Below are 21,696 nucleotides of genomic sequence, written 5' to 3'. Positions count from 1 at the left end.
CGAAATGACGCGCGGTTTCTTTCAGAGTATCGAACAGGTCCAATTCGAGGGCGAGGACAGCAGGAACCCGCTCGCATTTCGCCACTACAACCCGGACGAGATTGTCATGGGCAAGCGCATGGAAGATCACCTGCGTTTTGCCGTGGCGTGGTGGCACTCGTTCGCTTGGGAGGGTGGAGACCCGTTTGGCGGCCCCACACTCGAGCGCCCCTGGCATCCGCAGGACGACATGGGTCGGGCCAAGATGAAGACCGATGTCGCCTTTGAGATGTTCGAGATCCTGGGCCAACCATACTTCTGCTGGCATGACGCCGACATTCGCCCAGAGCAAGGAAATTTCGCGGATAATCTGCGGACACTGAACGAGATCACCGATTATATCGGCGAAAAGATGCAGGTGTCTGGCACCAAGCTGTTGTGGGGCACTGCCAATATGTTCAGCCACCGCCGCTGGATGGGCGGTGCCAGCACCAACCCTGACCCGGATGTCTTTGCCTTTGCTGCCGCCACAGTGAAGTCTTGCATGGATGCCACCCATAAGCTGGGCGGCGAGAACTATGTGCTTTGGGGCGGGCGTGAAGGCTATGAGACGCTGCTCAACACCGACATGAAGGCCGAGCTGGACCATATGGGCCGGTTCCTGAACATGGTGGTCGAATACAAGCACAAGATCGGATTCAAGGGCGCGATCCTTGTTGAACCCAAACCTCAGGAACCGTCAAAGCACCAGTATGATTTTGACGCTGCCACCTGTATCGGGTTCCTGCGTAAATATGGGCTGGAAGATGAGGTCAAATTGAACCTCGAACAGGGGCACGCGATCCTTGCCGGGCATAGCTTTGAACATGAGATTGCCGTGGCTGCAGCCGAAGGGATGCTGGGGTCCATCGACATGAACCGGAACGATTATCAATCGGGTTGGGACACGGATCAGTTCCCCAACAACACGCCCGAAGTCGCGCTGGCCTATTACCACATCCTGAAAGCAGGCGGGTTTAGCACCGGCGGCACCAATTTTGACGCCAAGCTGCGCAGGCAGTCCATCGATGCCGAAGATCTGATCGCCGCGCATGTGGGCGGGATGGACATCTGCGCCCGGGGTTTGAAAGCGGCGGCCGCGATGATTGAAGACGGCGGTTTGGAGCAAATGCTGGCTGACCGGTATTCGGGCTGGAAAACGCCCGAGGCGCAAGCGATGCTGACCACTGGCCTGGACGAGATTGCCGCGCTGGTGCTGGCCGAGGGGATAAACCCGCAACCGTGCTCTGGTCGTCAGGAAGTTCTGGAAAACTACGTCAACAGATTTGTCTAAGACGAAATCCGGGTGGGGGCGGTAAGCGCCGCCCCCGTGCTGGTTAATTGTCCTGAACGACTTGCTGGTGGACTTCGATCACATTGCCTTCGGGGTCGTGAAAGAACACCTGGTGCCACTCTTTTGCGAAAGTGGTGCCGTAGTCGGAATAGGGGATCCCGCGCTCATCCAGCATTTTGAGGAAAGCGGGCAGATCATCGGTGCGAAAGGCGATATGGCCACGCTCGACCGGGTTGATCACTCGCCCGTTCTTGAAGGCCACGTCAAAGGCGCGTTCGGCCAGATGCATTTGCATGTTGCCCTCTGTCGCAAAGCGGATATTGCCGTCATAGCCGGTATTGCTGTTGGCCTCGGTGCGCGGGAAATTATCCTGCGGGATATCATCCAGACCCAGCAAGTTTGTGTAAAAATCATGCATAAGATCAACGTCATCAGCCACGAAGTTGATGTGGTGGAATTCCAGTTTCATGCTCTGCTTTCACCTTGGATCATCAGTGTTTCGGCTGTTCTAACACGCCCTTGCTGGGCTGTGGATGCCAAAACAGGACGAAAGGCCATGTCAGGCGACCGACCTCATCTGCAAAGCTTGGGATGAAACCGTTGACGCGTGGCGGTGATCTGTGATGCTGGCTCGGTAGAACACAGAGCATGACAGGTTAGAATGTCCAACCAATCCCAAACCGAAGCCGTATTCCTCAGCGGCAGTCTGATGCGGCATGTCACCCGCATGTCGTTGACGACGAGTATCGGATTGATGGCCATCTTTGCCGTCGACTTTGTGGACATGGTCTTCATTTCGATGCTGGGCAACGACGCGCTGGCGGCGGCAGTGGGCTATGCTGGAACACTGCTGTTTTTCACCAATGCGATCAATATCGGCCTTTCTATATCCGCCGGGGCGCTGGTGGCGCGTGAACTTGGGGCGGGACGAGCCGAACAGGCCCGGCACTATGCGTCCAGTGTGGCGGTGCTGGGTCTGATCGTTGGGTTGGTCGTTCCGGTGCTGGTCTTGTTGAACCTCAGCCATCTGCTGTCACTGCTTGGCGCGGAAGATGAGGTTCTGAGGCTGGCGATGCGTTATGTCTCGATCATCCTGCCGACAATGTGCGTCATGTCGATTGCCATGGCGGCTATGGCCGTGCTGCGCGCCCATGGCGATGCGCGGCGGTCGATGATGGCCACGATCTACGGCGGTGTGGTGAATGCGGTCTTGGACCCGATCCTGATTTTTGCCGTGGGGCTGGGACTGGATGGGGCCGCGATAGCCTCGGTACTGGCGCGGCTTTGCATGTTGGGGGCGGCCTTATGGCCTGCGCTGCGGGTGCATCAAGGGTTTGCGCGCCCGTCGCTCAAACAAGTGAAGCAGGACTTGCGCCCCGTGCGGGCCATCGCAATTCCTGCCGTTCTGACGAATGTGGCCACACCGATCGGGAATGCCATCGTGGTGCGGGAAATTGCCCAATATGGAACGGATGCGGTGGCGGGTATGGCCGTCATAGGGCGGCTGCTGCCAGTGGCCTTTTCGGTCATCTTTGCCTTGTCGGGCGCAATTGGGCCAATCATCGGACAGAATTTCGGGGCAGAGAAACTCGATCGCGTGCGTGTCGCCTTTCTGGCCGGGATCAAATTTACTGCGCTATATGTTATGGCCATGGCCGCGATCTTGTTTCTGCTGCGGGCTCCGATTGCGGATTTGTTTGCGGCCCAAGGTGAAACCCGGGTTCTGATTTATCTGTTCTGCGGGCCTCTGGCGCTGGCATCGTTTTTTAATGGCGTGATCTTTGTATCAAATGCCAGCTTCAACAATCTTGGACATCCGGTCTATTCCACATGGATCAATTGGGGGCGTCACACGATTGGAACGTGGGTGTTTGCAACCATCGGATCCAATCTTGCAGGGGCGTCCGGTGTTCTGCTGGGCCAAGCTTTCGGAGGCGTCATTTTTGCCATAATCAGCTGGGTTATGGTCGAGCGTGTGGTGGCGCGTTTGGGGCGTGCTCATGCGCCCGAGCCGTTTGTGGATCAAGGTCGGATCCACTCTCTGTTCGGGCGTCGTGGCTGGTGAAGCGAGGGCCTCAATTGCCCTGATTGCGCGCTTCAAGACGTTCCAGATTGACCACGGTCGACAGCATCAGGCGATCATGGCTCCAGTCTTGTGTCTGCTGGATCGAAGCTGCCCCCAGCGCCAGAAGGGTGGCGAAGGTCAGTGACATGCCAAGGAACAACGCGGGCAGGGGAGCTTCGGCGGGTTGTGCATCGGTCAATGCAATCACACGCTGACGCAGCACACGTTTGGCTTTCCCACCGGTCACGAAAGCGACATTCAGAACGCGCGGATTTCGGGCTGAAACTGTCCGCGCACAATAGTCCAACAGGCACGTTGTGTATTCACGCGCATCGATCCTTTTGCGCGCGACGACAGACTGGTCACAGGCAAGTTCTCGCAACCGGCCGAACTGATACTTGAGCATCAGGTAGGCAGGGTTCCAAAACAGCAATGGGCGCAGAAGTTCAAAACCAAGTTCCCATTCTACATCGCCGGCCCGAATGTGTTGAAACTCATGCGCCAGCGCAAAGCGCAACTCGCGTGGTGTGTCCAGCAGATGGCTGGGCAGAACGACATGGCGGCGGCGTAGCCCGCGTACCGCAAATGGCACAGTAATACGATCAGAAAGGCGTATATCCACTTTTGCCGATTGCCGCCAAAGGAAGCTGGATTTGACCGTCTGACGGATCATCATTGCGTCCCGAAAGGCGCGACCGGCGAACACAGCCGCTACAAGAGTGAACAGGGTGGCCAGCACCGTGATCGCGGGCTGTTGTCCTGACAAAGCAAAATCGACCCACCTTTCGCGGGTATTCAGCATGGCTTCGAACTGTGTGGCAGGCATGGCGATGTCGCCGCGCAGATAGGCTGCCACCGCGATATCACCAAGGGCGACAGCGCTCCCCGGCCATGCGTAAGCGGCCAGATATGATACGCCCAATGCAAGAAAAGGGCTGACCAGAATGCAAACGCACAGAACCTTGAGTGCGCGCAATTGTGCGACATAGCCATGGCGCAGGCTGGTGCGGGTCAGGGCAGCACGTGCCAGCAGCCAAATAATGGCCGACAAGGCCAGCACGATGTTGAGTTCGATATATGCGTCGAGAACCGGTCTAACCGCTGTCATTTTGCAGTCTCCTCTCTACCAGTGCTCGAATTTCCTCAAGATCGGCTTCGCTCAGCCCGGCATCATCGACAAGCCGCGCCACCAGCGTGGCTGGGGTGTCGTCGAACAGTGTGCGGGACAGGTTTTGCAGCGAACGGGCCTGATATCTGTCCTTTTCCAGAAGCGGCGTATAGATCAGGGTCTTCCCTGCCTTACGGCTTTCCACAAAACCCTTTTCATCCAGAATACGCAGGATCGTGGCACCGGACGTGTAGGCCAGATTGCGTTCTGAGGGCAGGCGGTCCAGGACATCGCGCACCGAGCCTTCCCCGAGGGCCCAGAGCTCGTTCATGAACTCCAGTTCGACCTCGGTCAGCAGATTTGTCGTCTTTTTCTTTCGCATCGATCTCGGTGCCGTCATGTTTAGTATGCCTGACAGACAAGCATCCTTTCGCTGTTTCGCAAAGCTTAAACTTTCCAGAAGACGAAGATACCCCAGCCGACGGACAGGAAAAGCGGCGTCCAGACAGGTTGTCCGACAATTCCCAACCAGGCGAGGAAGATATATGCTGAGCCAAGCAAGGTGATGAACAGCCGGTCGCCCAACGTGGTTGTCAGCCCCAGCACACCACGCCGTTCGATCCCGTCGCGGTACTTGAAGCCTTCGAGCAGACCGATCACGGCAATGGCCGAGAAGATACCCACGAACAAGGCCAGAGTTGCTGGCGTCCATGCCATCCAGAAATCGGGCCAGAGCGGATCGGTCCAAGAGAACCCTTTTTCCTCTTGCTGTCCGACGTTGCCCCAACCGGCTTGCTGGGCGAAGGCCATGGTGGGCAGGAAGGGGAGGGTGAGAAGAAGAAGTTTACGCATATTGAACCTCACACGCGTCCCATCGCGAAACCACGCGCGATGTAGTTGCGGACAAACCAGATGACGATCGCGCCGGGGATGATGGTCAGTGTACCGGCAGCAGCCAGCAGGCCCAGTTCATACCCCGCGCTGGATGCGGTGCGTGTCATCACGGCTGCGATGGGTTTGGCCTCGACCGCAGTCAGGGTTTTGGCCAGCAGCATTTCCACCCACGAGAACATGAAGCAGAAGAAAGCCGCGACGCCAACGCCTGCTTTGATGTTGGGCAAGAAGATCGTCACGAAGAAGCGCGGGAAGGAATAGCCGTCGACATAGGCTGTTTCATCCAACTCCTTCGGGATGCCGCGCATGAAGCCTTCCAGAATCCAAACCGCCAGCGGCACGTTGAACAGTGTGTGGGCCAGCGCCACTGCCAGATACGTGTCAAACAGACCGATGGAGGAATAGAGCTGAAAGAAGGGCAGCGCGAAGACCGCCGCCGGGGCCATTCGGTTGGTCAGCAGCCAGAAGAACAGCTGCTTGTCACCCAGAAACCGATAGCGCGAGAACGCATAGGCTGCGGGCAGGGCGACACAGACCGAAAGCACAGTGTTCAGCGTCACATAGATGATCGAGTTGATGTAACCCCAATACCATGTCGGATCGGTGAAGATAGTGACGTAGTTCTCCAGCGTAAAGGTCTGGGGAAACAGGGAAAAACCCGACAGGATCTCGTTCGTGGTCTTGAAGGACATTGCAACCAGCCAATAGATCGGCAGCATCAGGAACGCGATATAGAGGATCGGGATAAGGGACCGCTTCTTCATTGCGCGTCATCCTTTGTCATCAGAGTGTAGAAGACCCAAGAGACCAGCAGCGTGATGGCGAAATAGATCAGGCTCATCGCGGCCGCAGGGCCAAGGTCGAACTGTCCCAGCGCGATCTTCACAAGGTCGATCGACAGCAGGGTGGTTGAGTTGCCGGGGCCGCCGCCGGTCAGCACGAAGGGTTCGGTATAGATGTTGAAACTGTCCATGAAGCGCAGCAGAACGGCGATGGTCAGAACGGTTTTCATCTTGGGCAGTTGGATGTAGCGGAACACGGACCACGGGCTGGCGCCGTCGATCTTGGCCGCCTGATAATAGGCGTCCGGGATCGACACGAGGCCCGCATAGCACAGCAGCACCACCAGTGAAGTCCAGTGCCAGACATCCATGACGATGACCGTGATCCAGGCCGAGATCGGCTGTTGCGTCATGTCATAGTTGATTCCAAGGACGTCATTCAGGAAGTATCCCAGCAGGCCGATCTTGGGCAGGGTAAAGATGTTCCACATCGAGCCGACCACGTTCCAAGGGATCAGCATGGGCAGGGCCATCAGGACCAGGCAAACCGGCACCCAAAAGCCTTTGCGCGGCATTGACAGGGCCACGATGATGCCCAGAGGGACCTCGATTATCAGGATCAGGAAGGTGAACAGGAATTGTCGCCCCAGAGCAGCCTGAAACCGGTCGGACCGCAGAATCTGTTCAAACCAGCCCAGTCCTTCCCAGAAGAACTGGTTGTTGCCGAAGGTTTCCTGCACCGAGTAATTGACCACCGTCATCATCGGAACAAGTGCGTTGAACGCGACCAGCGCCAGCACCGGCAGGACAAAGAACCATGCCCTTTGGTTTTCCGTTCTCATTGCGCCCGCTCCTGAGTTGCGATCCAGCCGTCACGGTAGACGCGGGATTGTTCTGGTTTGAATTGCAGGAAGACCTGCGATCCGGGTTCAGGGACCTCGTGTTCCGTAACGGCCTTAAGGGCGGTGTTGCCGACCATCGCGCTGACCACAAAGTGACGGCCAATGTCCGAGACCTTGGTAACATGCGCCGGGATGCCCGTGTCGCCGAAGCCCACATACTCGGGGCGGATACCCAGATCAGTGCGACCGCCGTCACCGTGGGTTGGGCCTTCTAGCATCACCTCGTGCCCTTCAAACAAGGCACGGTCGCCTTTTGCCTCACAGGGCAGGACATTCATTCCGGGCGAACCGATAAAGTGACCGACAAATGTGTGCTGAGGGCGTTCGAACAGTTCGACCGGTGTGCCGATCTGAACCACTTCTCCCTCCTGCATCACGACCACTTCGTCTGCAAAGGTCAGCGCCTCGGTCTGGTCGTGGGTCACGTAGATCATCGTCGCTTTGACGCGCTGGTGCAGCTCTTTCAGCTTCGATCGTAGTTTCCATTTCAGATGCGGGTCGATCACAGTCAGCGGTTCATCAAACATCACCGCGTTTACGTCGTCACGGACCAGACCGCGCCCCATCGAGATCTTCTGCTTGTTGTCCGGGCTCAGACCCGAAGCCTTGGTGTTCAGCATGTCCGTGACGTCCAGCATCTCGGCAATCTCATCGACGCGACGCTTGATCGTCGCGGGGTCAACGCCTCGGTTCTTCAGCGGGAAGGTCAAGTTCTCACCCACGGTCATCGTGTCGTATATCACTGGGAACTGGAACACCTGTGCAATGTTGCGCTGATCCGGGGGCAGGGCGGTGACGTCCTGACCGTCGAACAGAATTTGCCCTTCGGAGGGCATCAGCAGGCCCGAGATGATGTTTAGCAGCGTGGATTTGCCACAACCCGACGGCCCGAGCAGAGCGTAGGCCCCACCGTCGCGCCATGTGACGTCGATTTCCTTGAGCGCATAGTCCTCGGGGCCTTTCGGCGCGGGCATATAGCTGTGTCGCAGGTTTGAAAGCTTTATCTGTGCCATGTCAGACCACCCTCTTGCCGTCTTGGTCGAAATACCGGCAATGGGCCGGGTTCATGTAGAAACTGTGATCCTCGCCGACCTGATAGGGGTGTACACCGGTAGCCAGTGAAACCCAGGCGTCATCCCCATGTTGGAAATGCGCGCTGGAATCCGAACCGGACAGTTCCGTCACGATCACGCGGCCCGTCAGTTCTACGTCAGCGTCAGACGTACGGAACGGCGTCACGCGATGAGGGCGCACGGCGACCATATACTTTCCATCGGCCATGTCAGAAACTGCCCAGCCACTACCGCCTGCCAGCTGCGCCCGTGCGTCTGATACGGAGATTTGCGCCACGTTGATCGGCGGGTCCGAGAACACCCGCGCGGCGGCGATGTTTTCAGGGTTGCGGTAGATGTCTGCGGTTGGACCGAATTGGGTCACACGGCCATCTTCCATCAATGCAGTGTAGCCGCCCAGCAAAAGGGCCTCTTCGGGTTCTGAAGTTGCGTAAACCACGACTGCGCCACGGCCTGCGAACAAATCAGGCAGTTGTTCGCGCAGTTCTTCACGCAGTTTGTAGTCAAGGTTGGCCAGCGGCTCATCAAGGAACACGGCGCGGCTCTCTTTCGCAATTGCGCGGGCCAGTGCCGTTCGTTGTTGTTGCCCGCCTGACAGCTCATGAGGGCGGCGGTGCAGCATGGGGCGTAATTGAAGCAGATCGGCGGCCTCTTCCACTCGGCCTTCGATCTCAGATTTCGCCATGCCCGCCACACGTAGCGGCGAGGCGATGTTGTCGAATACGGTCATATGCGGGTAGTTCACGAAGAACTGGTGCACCAGGCTGATCTGCCGCTTTTGCGTGTTCAGCCGTGTGACGTCCTGACCATCCATCAGGACCTTGCCCGAGGCGATCGGGTCTAGCCCGGCCATCATCTTGATAAGAGAGGTCTTGCCCGATCCCGTCGCGCCCAGCAGCACATTGAAATGGCCGGTTTGTAGCGCCAGGTTCGTGGGCTTAATATGGATGACGTTACCGACCCGTTTGGTCGCGTCTTGAAGTTCAATCATGTCCGTGGATTCCGGTTCTTCAGTGCACCGCACTGGCCTTGGTGTGGGGATGCCGCAAACGGCACCCCCGGTTTCAACAGCTTACTGAGACTGCCAGCGCTGAACCAGTTCGTCATAGTTGACGGTCTGGCCCTGCGGCTTTTCGTTCTCAAGCTTGGCCTTGGGTGAACCTGCTTTTTCCAGCCAGAAGGCGGGATCCTGCGGTTCGTTCAGGCGCGGTCCGCAACCGCCATAGACGTTGGCAGCCTCATCTGCGGCCTGCATACGGCCCATGGTGATGTCCATCTCTTCTGCCAGACGATCCATCGCCTCTTGCGGGGTGAAGGCGCCCGAGTTCACGTCACCGATCTGCTGCCACCAGATCTGGGCCAGCTTCGGATAATCAGGAACGTTGATGCCGGTCGGCGACCATGCCACACGGTCAGGCGAACGATAGAACTCGACCAGACCACCCAGCTTGGGTGCACGTTCGGTGAACGACTCGTGGTTGACCGAACTGTCGCGGATGAAGGTCAGACCCACATGGGACTTCTTCACATCGACAGTCTTGGACGTCACGAACTGGGCATAAAGCCAAGCTGCCTGCGCACGATCTGAGGGGGTCGATTTCAGGAACGTCCAAGAACCCACGTCTTGATACCCAACTTTCTGGCCATCTTCCCAGTATGGTCCATGCGGGCTGGGTGCCATCCGCCACAGCGGCGTGCCTTCGTCGTCCACGGTGTTGTTGCCTTCTGACTTCGGCTTCACCATGTCGGCGGTAAAGGCAGTGTACCAGAAGATCTGCTGGGCCACATTGCCTTGGCTGAGCGCGGGCAGCGACTGGTAGAAGTCATAAGACGCCGCACCCGGAGGCGCATAGGCCCGCAGCCATTCGTCCCATTTGCGGATCGCATAGACCGCCGCTGGACCGTTCGCTGCACCACCACGCGACACAGAAGCACCGACCGGGTTACAGGTGCCCGCTTCCATGCGGATGCCCCATTCGTCGACGGGGATACCATTGGGTTCACCCACATCGCCGGCACCAGCCATCGACAGCCAGGCGTCGGTCATACGCCAGCCCAGGTCAGGCGCGCGCTTGCCGTAGTCCATGTGGCCGTAGATCGTCACACCGTCGACTTCTTTCACGTCATTGGTGAAGAACTCGGCGATGTCCTCATAGGCCGACCAGTTGACCGGAACGCCCAGATCATAGCCATACTTTTCCTTGAATGCGGCCTTGTTTGCCTCATCATCGAACCAGTCTTTGCGGAACCAGTAGAGGTTCGCAAACTGCTGGTCGGGCAGCTGATACAGCTTGCCGTCCGGACCAGTGGTGAACTGAATGCCCATGAAGTCATCCAGATCTAGCGTCGGCGAGGTAGTACCCGCCCAGTCGCCGCCCATCATGTCGGTTAGCGGGTAGGCCAGTTGCAGACGCGAGTGCGTACCGATCAGGTCACTGTCGTTGACATAGCCGTCATACAGGTTCCGGCCCGTTTGCATCTGGGTCTGAACGGCCTGAACCACTTCGCCCTCACCGAGGATCTGGTGGTTGACCTTGATTCCAGTGATTTCTTCGAATGCCTTGGTCAGAACCTCGGACTCGTAAGAATGGGTCGGGATGCCCTCGGACAGGACGTTGATTTCCATGCCAGCATAGGGTTGTGCAGCTTCGATGAACCACTGCATTTCACCCATCTGTTCGTCTTTCGACAAGGTCGATGGCTGGAATTCGTCGTCGATCCAACGTTGTGCTGCGGCTTCGTCGGCCCAAGCAGGACCGTGCCCCGCAATGACGGCAGCCGCCGCCACTGCGGAAAGTAGATGTCTCCGCATCTGTCTCCTCCCAAAGATTGTGGTTTCCGGCGTAAACCGGATGCCGGACAGCATCAGCGATTTTTTGCGTATGTGTCAAACTAAATTTTTAGTAATTGACGATCAGGTATCCGAGGAAGGGTGAAATAGAACTCATTTGCCAATTTGTGAATTCGTTGTAAGCTGGAGCTACTATTATAAAAAATGCCGGTGAACGACGCGGCGCGCTTTGAAAAAAACAACTTGAACCAGCGAGGATAGATGATGTCCCGAAGCCTGTTGAAGTACACGCGAGTTCTGGAAATTGTTGGGGACACGATCAAGGTTCGGGTACCGGTTGAGAGTGACGGAAACCCTGCTGTTCGGTTCAACGACCTCGCCGTCATCGAGACCGTTGATGGCCGTAAAACGCTGGCGCAGGCGATCTTCATCGACCGGGATGTTGTCACGCTTCAGGTGTTTTCCGGCACCAAGGGAATCTCGACCGAGGCGACAGCGACCTTTCTTGGCCACCCCATGCAAACACCGTATTCTGCCAGTATTCTGGGGCGGGTCTTTGATGGCGCTGGGGTACCGATAGACGGTGGCCCAGATCTGTCTTCCGAGCCGCGAATCGACATCGGTGGACCGACCGTGAACCCGGCTGAACGCGCAGTGCCCAACAAAATGATCCGCACCGATGTGCCGATGATCGACGTTTTCAACACGCTGGTTGAAAGCCAGAAGATCCCGATCTTTTCGGTTTCGGGCGAGCCATTCAACGCCTTCCTGAGCCGAATCGGTATTCAGGCGGACGCGGATATCGTGGTCTTTGGCGGGCTCGGGCTGATCTTTGATGATTATTACACGTTCCGAACCTCGTTTGAGGATGCGGGCGTGTTTTCGCGTTCTGTCATGTTCGTCAATCAGGCGATGGACCCTCTGGTTGAACGTTTGCTGGTGCCCGACATGGCCTTGGCCGTGGCCGAGAAGTTTGCGGTGGAAGAGGGTAAGCGTGTCCTGGTCCTGCTGACTGACATGACAGCATACGCCGACGCGATGAAAGAGGTGGGGATCAGCCAGGAAAGGGTGCCGTCGCAGCGCGGATATATGGGGGATCTCTATTCCCAGTTGGCGCGCCGATATGAAAAGGCATGTGACTATGCCAAGGGCGGATCGGTCACGGTTCTAACTGTGACAACAATGCCCGGCAATGACGTAACCCATCCGGTGCCTGACAACACCGGCTATATCACTGAAGGGCAGATATATCTGCACTCGGGTGTGATTGATCCCTTTGGCAGCCTGTCGCGCCTGAAGCAGAATGTGATCGGCAAGACCACGCGCGAAGATCACGGTCAGATCATGAACACGATGATCCGTTTCTACTCCGAAAGCCGCGACGCTGCGCAAAAACAGGCGATGGCGTTTGATCTGTCAGACTATGACCATCAGTTGCTGAAATTTGGCGCCTTATTCCGTGCGCGGTTCATGGACATCAACGTTTCGATCCCTCTGGAGGAGGCGCTGGACTTGGGCTGGAAAACGCTGGCCGAATGTTTCGCTCCGGAACAGTTGCTGATGAAACAGGCCTTGATCGACAAGTATTTTCCAAAGGATACCGATGGCGCGGTTGCAGCTGAATAAGTCGTCACTGGCGCGCCAGCAGACACAGCTGAAAAGCTATGAGCGGTTTCTGCCGTCGCTGGACCTGAAGCGCCAGCAATTAATGGCGGAACGGGTGAAGGCGCGCGAGAATGTCAAACGTCTTCAGGATGAGGTGCAGGCCCTTGCGCAGCAGGTTGGCGAAAAGCTTCCGATGTTAGCCCAGCAGGGCATTGATCTGGATGGGCTGGTTGAGCTTAGGGATTACAAGGTCAAAGAGGTCAACGTAGTGGGCGTCAAGATGCCCGACCTGGACCGGATCGAAGTTGTCGTCCGTCCGTATTCCGTACTTGCCAAACCCCATTGGGTTGATGCCGCCGCGCAGTTGCTGCACGATATGATCGAAGCGCGCCTGCGGGTCAAAATTGCCGAAGAACGCGTACGCATTTTCGACAAGGCAGTGGCCACGATTACGCAGCGGGTCAACCTATTCGAAAAGGTTCTGATCCCGCGCGCCAAAGCCAATATCAAAAAGATCCGCATCTATCTGAGCGACGAACAGATGCAGGCGGTGGTGCGGTCGAAGATTTCAAAGCGCAAACACGCGCAGGAGGCTTTGGCATGAGTGTGGCGCGTTTGAAAAAGATGTCTCTGGTAGGTCCGGCAACACACAAGGCGGACACGCTTGAGGCGTTACAGGACCTCGGCTGTATGCACGTTCTTCCGCTTGTTCCGCCACCGAATGAACCTGAAAAGATCAGCGAGCGTGGTGCAAGAGAAGCGTATAAAGCGTTGCGTTTCCTTACAGAAGTTCCTGAACCGCGGCGCCAGATTCAGCGAGACCCCGATTTTGACATGGACCGTTTCGTGTATGAAGTGACTGACCTCATGCAGCGTACTCGGGATACAATGGACCGGCGGGACTTTCTGGTACATCGTATTGCTCAGGTGCGGCCGTGGGGCGATTTGGACTTCCCGCCAACAGATGTTTTGGCTGGTAATCGGCTGTGGTTCTATCAGCTTCCATTGAAGCATCGTGAGGCTTTGTCAGAAGTCAAACTGCCCTGGGCCATATTGGAAGAAGACCACAGATTTCTCTACGCTGTGCTGATCTCGCCCGATGAACCTGACGACGATATTCTTCCGATCTCGCGCACGCATGTTGGCTCGTTGCCCATTCACGAGCTTGAAGCGCAGCTGGAAGAGGCTGAAATCGCGCTGGAGGCGCTCGAAGCTGAGCGTGTGGCGCAAACCCGCTATCTGACCCTGATGCGTCAGAACCTGTCCGTCGCCGAGAGCGCCGCCGAACTGGCCCATGCAACGCAGAAAGTACGCGACGCAGAAGCCATGTTTGCGTTGCAGGGGTGGGTGCCTAAGGATCGGATAGACGCAGTTCTGGACATGGCGCATTCCAAAGGGTCAGCTGCATTGATTGAAGAGCCGGGCCCGGACGACACGCCTCCGACATTGTTGGAGCAGCCTGAAAACCGCAGTGCCGCTGTTGATCTGGCGCTGTTCTATCAGGTGCCCGGGTATCAGGATTGGGATCCGAGTGTCATCGTCTCGGCATCCTTCGCGATCTTCTTTGCCATGATTGTCGCGGATGCCGGATATGGCGCGGTCATCCTTTTGGGGCTGCTGGCGTTTTGGAAGCGGATGGATGGCACAGCTGGTCTAAGGTCCTGGCGCCGCTTTGGTCTGATTATTTCGGGGGCTACGATTCTGTACGGCGTCATGGTTGGGAGCTATTTTGGGGCGTCCCCGTCTGCTGGCTCGATTTGGGCAAAGCTCAAGGTTTTGGATTTGAACAATTTCGGCGCAATGATGATGGTCTCGATTGTGGTTGGTGTCTTGCATCTGGTTCTGGCCAACGCTCTGGCGGCCCGTGCCGCGTGGGGGCAACGCAAGGCGATCGCCAATCTGGGTTGGATTGCTGCTCTGATCGGCGGGTTTACCCTATGGCTCAGCTATATGAACGGCAAATCACCTGTGCCCGGCACATCTACTTTGATCGTTGGTGTTGTCGCGATTGTTTTGTTTTCCAGCGAAAGGATCATCCGAAAGCCGACAGATTGGATATGGCGGCTGATCGAAGGATTTCAAAGCCTTGCCGGAGCGATGGGCGCCTTTGGCGACGTGCTAAGTTATATGCGCCTGTTCGCGCTGGGCCTTGCTTCGGCCTCGCTGGCGATCACGTTCAACGATTTGGCCGTTTCCGTCATGCACGCGCTCAAAGGGCCGGGCATTCTGTTTGGGTTGCTGATCCTGATCACCGGTCACGTTTTGAATTTCGCCCTCGCCATGATGAGCGGCGTCGTCCACGGCTTACGTCTCAATTACATCGAATTCTTTAAATGGGGTCTGCCGGATGAAGGCATCGTCTTTCGTCCGTTTGCCCGCAAGGAGGTTCAGGAATGAATGAGCTTGTTCTCACACTGGGTTGGCTGGGCATCTACGCGCCAATGGCGTTGGGGGCTGCGTCAAGCGCCATAGGGTGCTCGATCGCCGGGATGGCCAGCATCGGGGCCATGACAGAAACCGAAGGTGGCTATGGCCGTTTTGTTGGTGTTTCCGCCTTTCCGTCAACGATGGTGATCTATGGAATTGTCATCATGTTCACCCTGAACCGTGACGTGACGCCGGAAAACGCAGGAGGTCTGTTTGGCATCGGCATTTTGTCTGGAATTGCCCTTATGTATTGCGGCATCTGGCAGGGCCGGGCTTGTGCCGCTGCGATCAACGCCACCAAGGAAAAGCCCGAGATCTTTGGCCTTGCGCTTGCACCGGCAGCGATCATCGAAGGCTTTGGTGTTTTTGCCTTTGTGTTCGCTCTGGTCATTAGTGCGGGGATCAGCTGATGGCACAGAACGGAACGATTTCGCATGGCGTTGACGCCCTGATCGACAAGCTGCGCAATGATGGGGTAGCTGCCGGTCAGGCCGAAGCCGAGAAGCTGCGCGACGATGCCAAGGCCGAGGCTGCGCGCATTTTAGCGGATGCAAAACGCGAAGCTGAAGAGTTCAAGAAGAAAGCACGCACAGAATCCGACAACTACCGGTCTGCGGGTGAAGAAGCGTTGAACACCGCGATGCGGGATGCCGTGCTGACCATGAAGGCCGGCCTGACGGATCGCTTCAAGGAAGATGTTGAACGTCTTGTCACCAAAGAAATGTCCGATCCTGAGCTTCTCAAGCAAATGATACTTGAGGTTGTCGGCCGGGCCGGGGAAGGTGCCAGCCTTGACGGCAAGGTTCAGGTCATTTTGCCCGCCAAGGTCGCAACGCAAGAAGACATCAAGCAAAACGCTGATGACATTCAATCGGGCCAATTGACGAAGTACGTTCTTGGACTGACGGCGAAGATGCTGCGCGAGAATGTTGAACTGCACGTGGCAGACAACACTCAGGAAGGTATTCGCGTTCGGGCGGAAGATCAGGGAGTCGTGCTGGACCTGACCGACAAGGCTGTCGCTTCGTTGTTGATGGAGCATTTGCAACCCCGGTTCCGTGCTGTGCTGGAAGGGGTCATCCGCTGAGATGTCAGGACAGGACGCCTATATCGCGTTGATGTGCAGTCTTCCGGGCTCGGAACGGTTGTTTGTTGCCAAACAGCCGCCGCTGTCGCGTATCAGGCTCGAGCGTCGGTTGACGGCTCTGACAGCAAAAGATGCCGAGGTCTTGAATGTGCTGGAGCACACGCTGAGCTGGAGTGCCTATGACATGGATGTCACAGACGTTCAGGCGATCCAGCGCTGCAAACAGGCGTTGCAAAACATCCCGCAACCCACATTGCGCAAGCTCTTCATGGAACGCATGGAGCTACGCTCGGTAGTTGCAGCACTGCGCCTGAGAAAACGCGGAGACCCCGCGCCTTCAGGATCATTCGGCGTGGGACGATGGAGCTGCCATATTCCAGCCCACTGGGCCGATCCTACATTTGGGCTTGATACCCCGATGCCATGGTTGAAAGAGGCGCACCAATTGCTCGAAGACGAAGATCCGCTTGGTCTGGAACGTCTGCTTTTGTTGATCAGCCACAAGCAACTCAAGCGATATGCAGCTCGCCACATGTTTGATTTTGAGGCGGTCGCGATCTACGTCCTGATCTGGAACATTTTCGACCGCTGGGCGCAAAGCAGCGCCACGGAAGCGGCCAAGAGATTTGAGAAACTGGCGCAGCAGGCGATGGCCGATGTCGCCGATATCTATTTTGAGGGAGCAAGCGCATGACGGCCCCAACCTCAGCTAAGCAAACGTCGACCGCATGTGTCGTCTCGGTTCAGGAAGGGCTTGTGAAGATACAGGCCAACCCGGACGCGACCGGTCAGCCCGGCCAATTGGTCAAAAACGAAGTTGTATTCATCCTGCCATCACGCCCCGGCCCCGGTGGGCGTCAGGAACGTCTGAAAGCCGAGGTGCTGCGTGTGCGTGGCGACACCGCGGACGTACAAGTCTATGAAAGCACCGACGGGGTGGCCGTTGGCGACCTGGTTGAGCAATCGGGTCAGTTGCTGTCGGTTGAGCTGGGGCCGGGACTTCTGGGGCAGGTGTTTGACGGGTTGCAGTCGCCTCTGCCGAAAGTGGCCGCTGAATTCGGCACCTTCTTGCCGCGCGGCGCAGATGTGGCACCGTTGGATGAGCTGGCAAAATGGTCCTTTACGCCCTCGGTCAAGGTTGGCGACACAGTAACTGCCGGGGACAGTATCGGGACGGTGCCCGAGGGCCACTTTAGCCACAAGATCATGCTGCCGTTCAATTGGTCCGGCACTTACAAGGTCGTCTGGGTGCAAAAGGGTGCGGCCACGATCCAAGACATTGTGGCCCGTCTGGAAGACGAAAACGGCGGCGAGCATACTTTGAAACTTTCGCAGAAGTGGCCGGTTCGGCGGCCATTGCCGGAAAACATCTTGAAACGCACCTTGTCAGAGCGCCTGTATCCGACCGAACCCGTTCTGACCTCGCAACGTCTGATCGACACATTCTTCCCGATCGCCCGCGGCGGAACCGCCTGTATTCCTGGGCCTTTCGGGGCAGGCAAGACCGTGCTGCAGAACCTGATTGCGCGGAATGCGAAAGTGGACATCGTGATCGTTGTGGCCTGCGGTGAGCGCGCGGGTGAGGTGGTTGAGACCATCGCGGAATTTCCGAAGATGACCGATCCGACCACGGGCGGTAGCCTGATGGACAGAACGATCATCATCTGTAACACGTCCTCCATGCCGGTTGCTGCGCGCGAAGCATCGATCTTCACCGGAATTACGTTGGGCGAATACTACCGTCAGATGGGCTATGACGTGCTGCTGATCGCGGACAGTACCAGCCGCTGGGCGCAAGCCATGCGTGAAACCTCTGGCAAGCTCGAGGAGATCCCGGGTGAGGAAGGATTCCCCGCCTATCTGGAAAGCTCGATCAAAGGGTTGTACGAGCGCGCAGGAGCCTTGAAAACCAATGACGGTGATCTGGGCAGCCTGACGCTGATCGGAACGGTTTCACCTGCTGGCGGCAACTTTGACGAGCCGGTGACGCAATCCACACTGTCCACGGTCAAGTGCTTCCTCGGCCTGTCTTCCGAGCGCGCCTATAAGCGCTTTTATCCAGCCGTTGATCCGATGCTCAGCTGGTCTCGGTACTCGGACCAGTTGTCTCACTGGTACGACAAGAATGCCGAACCAGGCTGGACAGACAAAGTGCGCGCCCTTCTCGCCCTGATCGAAAAGGGTGAACAGGTTGATCAGATGATGCAGGTCACGGGAGAAGAGGGCGTCACAATCGACGATTTTGTAACGCAGCAAAAGGCTCTGTTTGTCGATATGGTTTATCTGCAGCAGGACGCCTTCGACAAGGTTGATGCGACCGTACCGCTGGAGCGGCAGAGAATGACGTTCAAGCTTGTCTATGAAGTCACACAATCCACGGCCGCCTTCTCGGACAAGGGCGAAGTGCGACAAGTGTTTACGCAGCTGACCGGATTGATGAAGAATTTCCACTATGCGGCGGAAAACACGCCGGAATACAAATCGATCTGGACGCAGATCGAAGCTCTGTGTCGCGAAAAGTTCGAAATTTAAAGAAGTAAATGGTAGCCCGTAGGGGAATCGAACCCCTCTTTCCAGGTTGAAAACCTGGCGTCCTAACCGATAGACGAACGGGCCAAATGGTACTGGCACAAGCACAAGTGGTAGCCCGTAGGGGAATCGAACCCCTCTTTCCAGGTTGAAAACCTGGCGTCCTAACCGATAGACGAACGGGCCACGCTGGCTTGTGGAGGGCCTTTTACGGTTTCACCGTGACCCCCGCAAGCGGAAAAATGCAGGGATGTGAAAGTTTTTTGGGCCACTGCCGCAGAGTGTCAATTGGCCTCTGCTGCATCCTCCAGCCTGAGTTGCACGGATTGACGTCCGCCCCATGTGTTCACCTCAAGCCGACCCGCGAAATGGAAGCGCGCGCCACCATGATTTGACAGCTTCTCACCCATCGGTCCATCAAAGGCACCAAAAGCAATTGCGTCCAGCCCACCACCCATGCCATCGGCGAGCGACAGCTTCAGATGCGTTTCCCCCACACGTTTGGCAAAGCGCACCTGCAGATCCGGCAAAGCATAGCGCGGGGCAGGGGCCGCAGCCCCAAATGGGCCTGCCTGTTCAACCTGTTCGATCAGATCAACCGTTGCCGCACCGGGCATGAGCGTGCCATCCAGTTCCAGGTCGGCCGGGCCACTCTGACCGGCCCCTTGTTTGGCCAGCAATTCGCTCAGACGTTCCATTGCAGGTTCAAGCTTGTCGCGCATCACCGTCAGACCCGCCGCCATTTTATGACCGCCGCCCTTAACCAGCAGCCCTTCGGCGGCGAGGCGCTGGATTGAAGCCCCGAGATCAACGCCCGAAACCGATCGTCCGGAACCTTTGCCTTCTTCGCCGTCAAAGCCGATCACGATGGCCGGACGGTTGGCGGTTTCCTTCAGGCGCGAGGCCACAATCCCCACCACGCCGGGGTGCCAGCCTTCACCTGCTGCCCACACCAATGGCGCGTCCATACCGCGGTCCTCGGCCTGCTCCATCGCAGCGGCGCGAACCGCGTTTTCAATGTCACGACGTTCCGTGTTCAAAGCGTCCAGACGTTCGGACAAGGCCTGTGCTTCGTGCAGGGACTCTGTGCTCAACAATCGCGCACCCAAATCGGCCTGACCGATCCGCCCGCCTGCGTTCACGCGGGGACCAAGTAGGAAACCAAGGTGGTAGCTGTTCGGCGCCGTACCCATGCGTGAGACATCGGACAGGGCCACAAGACCGGGGCGCTGCCGCTGCGCCATCACCTTCAAGCCTTGCCGAACCAGAGCGCGATTGGCGTCGATCAGAGGTGCAACATCGGCCACAGTGGCCAACGCCACCAGATCCAGCATGGACATCAGATCCGGCCCTTTTGTGCCGGCTTCGCGCAATTGGCGTCCGGCTTCGACCAGCATCAGAAACACAACGCCCGCCGCACACAGATAGCCCAGATCACCGCTTTCATCCTGTCGGTTGGGGTTCACGACAGCGACGCAATCCGGCAGCGTCTCGCCGCCAAGGTGATGATCCAGCACGATTACGTCGGCCCCTTTGGCCGCTGCGATCGGATCATGGCTGAGCGTCCCGCAATCGACGCATATGATCAGGTCATGCGCCGCCGCCAGGTCCCGCATGGCGGGCACATTGGGGCCGTACCCTTCATCTATCCGGTCGGGCACATACAGCGTCGCCTGCAGGCCCATCTGCCGCAGCCAGACCAGCAGCAACGCGGCAGAGCTGCCGCCGTCGACATCGTAATCCGCAAACACAGCGATCTTCTGGACATGTCGAACAGCTGCCAGAAAGCGTGCCGCCGCAGCCTCCATGTCTTTCATCGCACGAGGGTCAGGCAGCAATTCCTTGAGTTTGGGGTCCAGAAAGCTGCGTGCCTCCATAACCGGTACGCCGCGTCGGGCCAGAACCTGACACACCGCGCGTGGCAGGCCGGTCTGTTGTGCCATCATCTCAGAGGCGCGCTCTACCTCGGCGGTGGGACCAACCCAACGCCGCCCTGTCAACGATTGCTCAACCCCAAGAAAACTCATGTCCCGCCTCTTGTGCGCCAAGGCCGGACCCTTGCGGATCCGGCCTCTTCATCTTTTCAGAAATACTCTCGCCGAAGGTAAAGGCGCAAGCCGTTACGCCTCGTCGTGTGGCCATGTGGGCGTGCGATAGGACATGCGGCGCACCGACCCGGTTTTCGACCGCATCAGCAGCGTCGTGGTTTCAACCCAACCCGGTTCGCGTTTGATGCGCGGCAGCAACGAACCGCCAGTCACACCCGTTGCGGCAAAAATGACATCCGCAGTGACCATCTCATCGCGCGCATACACACGGTCCAGATCGGTGATGCCTGCCTTGGCGGCCCGACCACGTTCGTCATCGTTGCGGAACACCAGACGACCAAAGATCTGACCGCCCATACACTTCAGGGCCGCGGCAGCCAGAACACCTTCGGGTGCGCCACCCTGACCCATATACATGTCGATGCCGGTCACTTCACTTTCGGCACAATGCATGACGCCAGCCACGTCACCATCGGTTATCAGGCGGATCGAGGCACCGGTTTCGCGTACCTCGGCAATCATCGCTTCGTGGCGGGGGCGCTCCAGAATGCAAACGGTGATGTCGGCCGGTTTGCAGTCCTTGGCCTTTGCCAGAGCTTCCACCCGTTCTCGCGGGGACATGTCCAGGTCGACCACGCCCTCGGGCAAACCCGGACCAACAGCCAGCTTGTCCATGTAAACGTCCGGCGCGTGCAGCATCGATCCACGAGGGCCCATGGCGATCACGGTCAGCGCGTTGGGCATATCCTTGGCAGTCAGCGTGGTGCCTTCCAGTGGGTCCAGCGCGATGTCCACACCGGGGCCGCTTCCAGTGCCGACCTCTTCACCGATATACAGCATCGGTGCTTCATCGCGTTCACCTTCACCGATCACCACGACGCCAGCAATGTCCAGCAGGTTCAGCTGTTCGCGCATGGCGTTTACGGCTGCCTGATCGGCGGCTTTCTCATCGCCACGCCCCACCAGCGAGGCCGAGGCCAGTGCAGCCTGTTCCGCCACCCTTGCAAGCCCCAGAGACAGCAGGCGGTCGTTAAAATCGGTTCTGGCAGCACTCATTGTTCAGTATCCCTTGA

20 protein-coding genes and 2 tRNA genes are annotated in these 21,696 nt (G+C 57.6%); 9 read left to right on the top strand and 13 right to left on the bottom strand.

Annotated features, from left to right (window positions below; all coding sequences use genetic code 11):
• Positions 1–4 precede the first annotated feature (4 nt).
• Positions 5–1,312, top strand: a complete 1,308-nt coding sequence (gene xylA / locus ALB80_RS03940) for a xylose isomerase (protein ID WP_050603011.1) — start codon at positions 5–7, stop codon at positions 1,310–1,312.
• A gap of 43 nt (positions 1,313–1,355) precedes the next feature.
• Here xylA and ALB80_RS03935 read toward each other — a convergent pair whose 3' ends face one another.
• The gene (locus tag ALB80_RS03935; RefSeq protein WP_050602727.1) at positions 1,356–1,781 is read right to left on the bottom strand and encodes a VOC family protein; all 426 of its coding nucleotides are present in this window, start codon (positions 1,779–1,781) and stop codon (positions 1,356–1,358) included.
• A 192-nt stretch (positions 1,782–1,973) separates the two neighbouring features.
• Between ALB80_RS03935 and ALB80_RS03930 the strand changes: the two genes are divergently transcribed.
• Positions 1,974–3,377, top strand: coding sequence for an MATE family efflux transporter (locus ALB80_RS03930; RefSeq protein WP_050602726.1), 1,404 nt, complete (start codon positions 1,974–1,976; stop codon positions 3,375–3,377).
• A gap of 10 nt (positions 3,378–3,387) precedes the next feature.
• On the opposite strand, the gene ALB80_RS03925 is transcribed toward ALB80_RS03930, so the two are convergent.
• The 8 genes from ALB80_RS03925 to ALB80_RS03890 form a co-directional block, all read right to left on the bottom strand.
• The gene (locus tag ALB80_RS03925) at positions 3,388–4,485 is read right to left on the bottom strand and encodes a M56 family metallopeptidase (RefSeq protein ID WP_050602725.1); all 1,098 of its coding nucleotides are present in this window, start codon (positions 4,483–4,485) and stop codon (positions 3,388–3,390) included.
• Positions 4,472–4,867, bottom strand: coding sequence for a BlaI/MecI/CopY family transcriptional regulator (locus ALB80_RS03920; protein ID WP_050602724.1), 396 nt, complete (start codon positions 4,865–4,867; stop codon positions 4,472–4,474). Before ALB80_RS03920 ends, ALB80_RS03925 begins: the two co-directional genes overlap by 14 nt.
• 65 nt (positions 4,868–4,932) lie before the next feature.
• On the bottom strand, positions 4,933–5,337 hold the full coding sequence (locus ALB80_RS03915) for a DUF2160 domain-containing protein (RefSeq protein WP_050602723.1): 405 nt from the start codon (positions 5,335–5,337) through the stop codon (positions 4,933–4,935).
• 8 nt (positions 5,338–5,345) lie between these two features.
• Positions 5,346–6,143: a carbohydrate ABC transporter permease gene (locus ALB80_RS03910; protein ID WP_050602722.1), complete on the bottom strand. Its 798-nt coding sequence runs from the start codon at positions 6,141–6,143 to the stop codon at positions 5,346–5,348.
• Positions 6,140–7,003 carry a carbohydrate ABC transporter permease gene (locus ALB80_RS03905; protein WP_050602721.1) on the bottom strand — a complete coding sequence of 288 codons (864 nt, stop codon included), beginning with the start codon at positions 7,001–7,003 and terminating at the stop codon, positions 6,140–6,142. The genes ALB80_RS03910 and ALB80_RS03905 overlap by 4 nt, the downstream gene beginning before the upstream one ends.
• The gene (locus ALB80_RS03900; RefSeq protein ID WP_050602720.1) at positions 7,000–8,076 is read right to left on the bottom strand and encodes an ABC transporter ATP-binding protein; all 1,077 of its coding nucleotides are present in this window, start codon (positions 8,074–8,076) and stop codon (positions 7,000–7,002) included. The genes ALB80_RS03905 and ALB80_RS03900 overlap by 4 nt, the downstream gene beginning before the upstream one ends.
• Before the next feature lies 1 nt (position 8,077).
• Positions 8,078–9,127 (bottom strand): ABC transporter ATP-binding protein, encoded by a 1,050-nt coding sequence (locus ALB80_RS03895; RefSeq protein WP_050602719.1) that lies wholly within the window; start codon positions 9,125–9,127, stop codon positions 8,078–8,080.
• Positions 9,128–9,208: 81 nt separating this feature from the next.
• Complete coding sequence (locus ALB80_RS03890) at positions 9,209–10,948, bottom strand: ABC transporter substrate-binding protein (protein ID WP_050602718.1); 1,740 nt, start codon at positions 10,946–10,948, stop codon at positions 9,209–9,211.
• A 243-nt stretch (positions 10,949–11,191) separates the two neighbouring features.
• On the opposite strand from ALB80_RS03890, the gene ALB80_RS03885 reads away from it, so the two are divergent.
• From ALB80_RS03885 to ALB80_RS03855, 7 genes are read left to right on the top strand one after another with little or no spacing between them, the layout of a single operon-like run.
• Positions 11,192–12,553 carry a V-type ATP synthase subunit B gene (locus ALB80_RS03885; protein WP_050603010.1) on the top strand — a complete coding sequence of 454 codons (1,362 nt, stop codon included), beginning with the start codon at positions 11,192–11,194 and terminating at the stop codon, positions 12,551–12,553.
• Entirely contained in the window at positions 12,531–13,136 is a 606-nt protein-coding gene (locus tag ALB80_RS03880; protein ID WP_050602717.1) for a V-type ATP synthase subunit D, read from the top strand. The genes ALB80_RS03885 and ALB80_RS03880 overlap by 23 nt, the downstream gene beginning before the upstream one ends.
• Positions 13,133–14,929 (top strand): V-type ATP synthase subunit I, encoded by a 1,797-nt coding sequence (locus tag ALB80_RS03875; protein ID WP_050602716.1) that lies wholly within the window; start codon positions 13,133–13,135, stop codon positions 14,927–14,929. Before ALB80_RS03880 ends, ALB80_RS03875 begins: the two co-directional genes overlap by 4 nt.
• Positions 14,926–15,369, top strand: coding sequence for an ATP synthase subunit C (locus tag ALB80_RS03870; RefSeq protein WP_050602715.1), 444 nt, complete (start codon positions 14,926–14,928; stop codon positions 15,367–15,369). Before ALB80_RS03875 ends, ALB80_RS03870 begins: the two co-directional genes overlap by 4 nt.
• A complete protein-coding gene (locus ALB80_RS03865) occupies positions 15,369–16,046 on the top strand; it encodes a hypothetical protein (RefSeq protein ID WP_050602714.1) in 678 nt (225 codons plus the stop codon). Before ALB80_RS03870 ends, ALB80_RS03865 begins: the two co-directional genes overlap by 1 nt.
• Before the next feature lies 1 nt (position 16,047).
• Entirely contained in the window at positions 16,048–16,740 is a 693-nt protein-coding gene (locus ALB80_RS03860; protein WP_050602713.1) for a hypothetical protein, read from the top strand.
• Entirely contained in the window at positions 16,737–18,578 is a 1,842-nt protein-coding gene (locus tag ALB80_RS03855; RefSeq protein ID WP_050602712.1) for a V-type ATP synthase subunit A, read from the top strand. Before ALB80_RS03860 ends, ALB80_RS03855 begins: the two co-directional genes overlap by 4 nt.
• Before the next feature lie 9 nt (positions 18,579–18,587).
• On the opposite strand, the gene ALB80_RS03850 is transcribed toward ALB80_RS03855, so the two are convergent.
• The 4 genes from ALB80_RS03850 to glpX all read right to left on the bottom strand — a co-directional run bounded on the left by ALB80_RS03850 (position 18,588) and on the right by glpX (position 21,679).
• Positions 18,588–18,662 (bottom strand) — tRNA-Glu (locus ALB80_RS03850).
• A 24-nt stretch (positions 18,663–18,686) separates the two neighbouring features.
• Positions 18,687–18,761: transfer RNA gene (locus ALB80_RS03845), tRNA-Glu, on the bottom strand.
• Positions 18,762–18,859: 98 nt separating this feature from the next.
• The gene (gene recJ / locus ALB80_RS03840; protein WP_050602711.1) at positions 18,860–20,602 is read right to left on the bottom strand and encodes a single-stranded-DNA-specific exonuclease RecJ; all 1,743 of its coding nucleotides are present in this window, start codon (positions 20,600–20,602) and stop codon (positions 18,860–18,862) included.
• 93 nt (positions 20,603–20,695) lie between these two features.
• Positions 20,696–21,679 carry a class II fructose-bisphosphatase gene (glpX, locus tag ALB80_RS03835; RefSeq protein WP_050602710.1) on the bottom strand — a complete coding sequence of 328 codons (984 nt, stop codon included), beginning with the start codon at positions 21,677–21,679 and terminating at the stop codon, positions 20,696–20,698.
• Positions 21,680–21,696 lie beyond the last annotated feature (17 nt).

Origin of the sequence: Ruegeria sp. 6PALISEP08, assembly GCF_001238295.1 — a bacterium.
Classification (GTDB): Bacteria; Pseudomonadota; Alphaproteobacteria; order Rhodobacterales; family Rhodobacteraceae; genus Ruegeria.
Note: the sequence above shows the minus strand (reverse complement) of the source record. Positions and strands in the feature narration are given on the sequence as shown.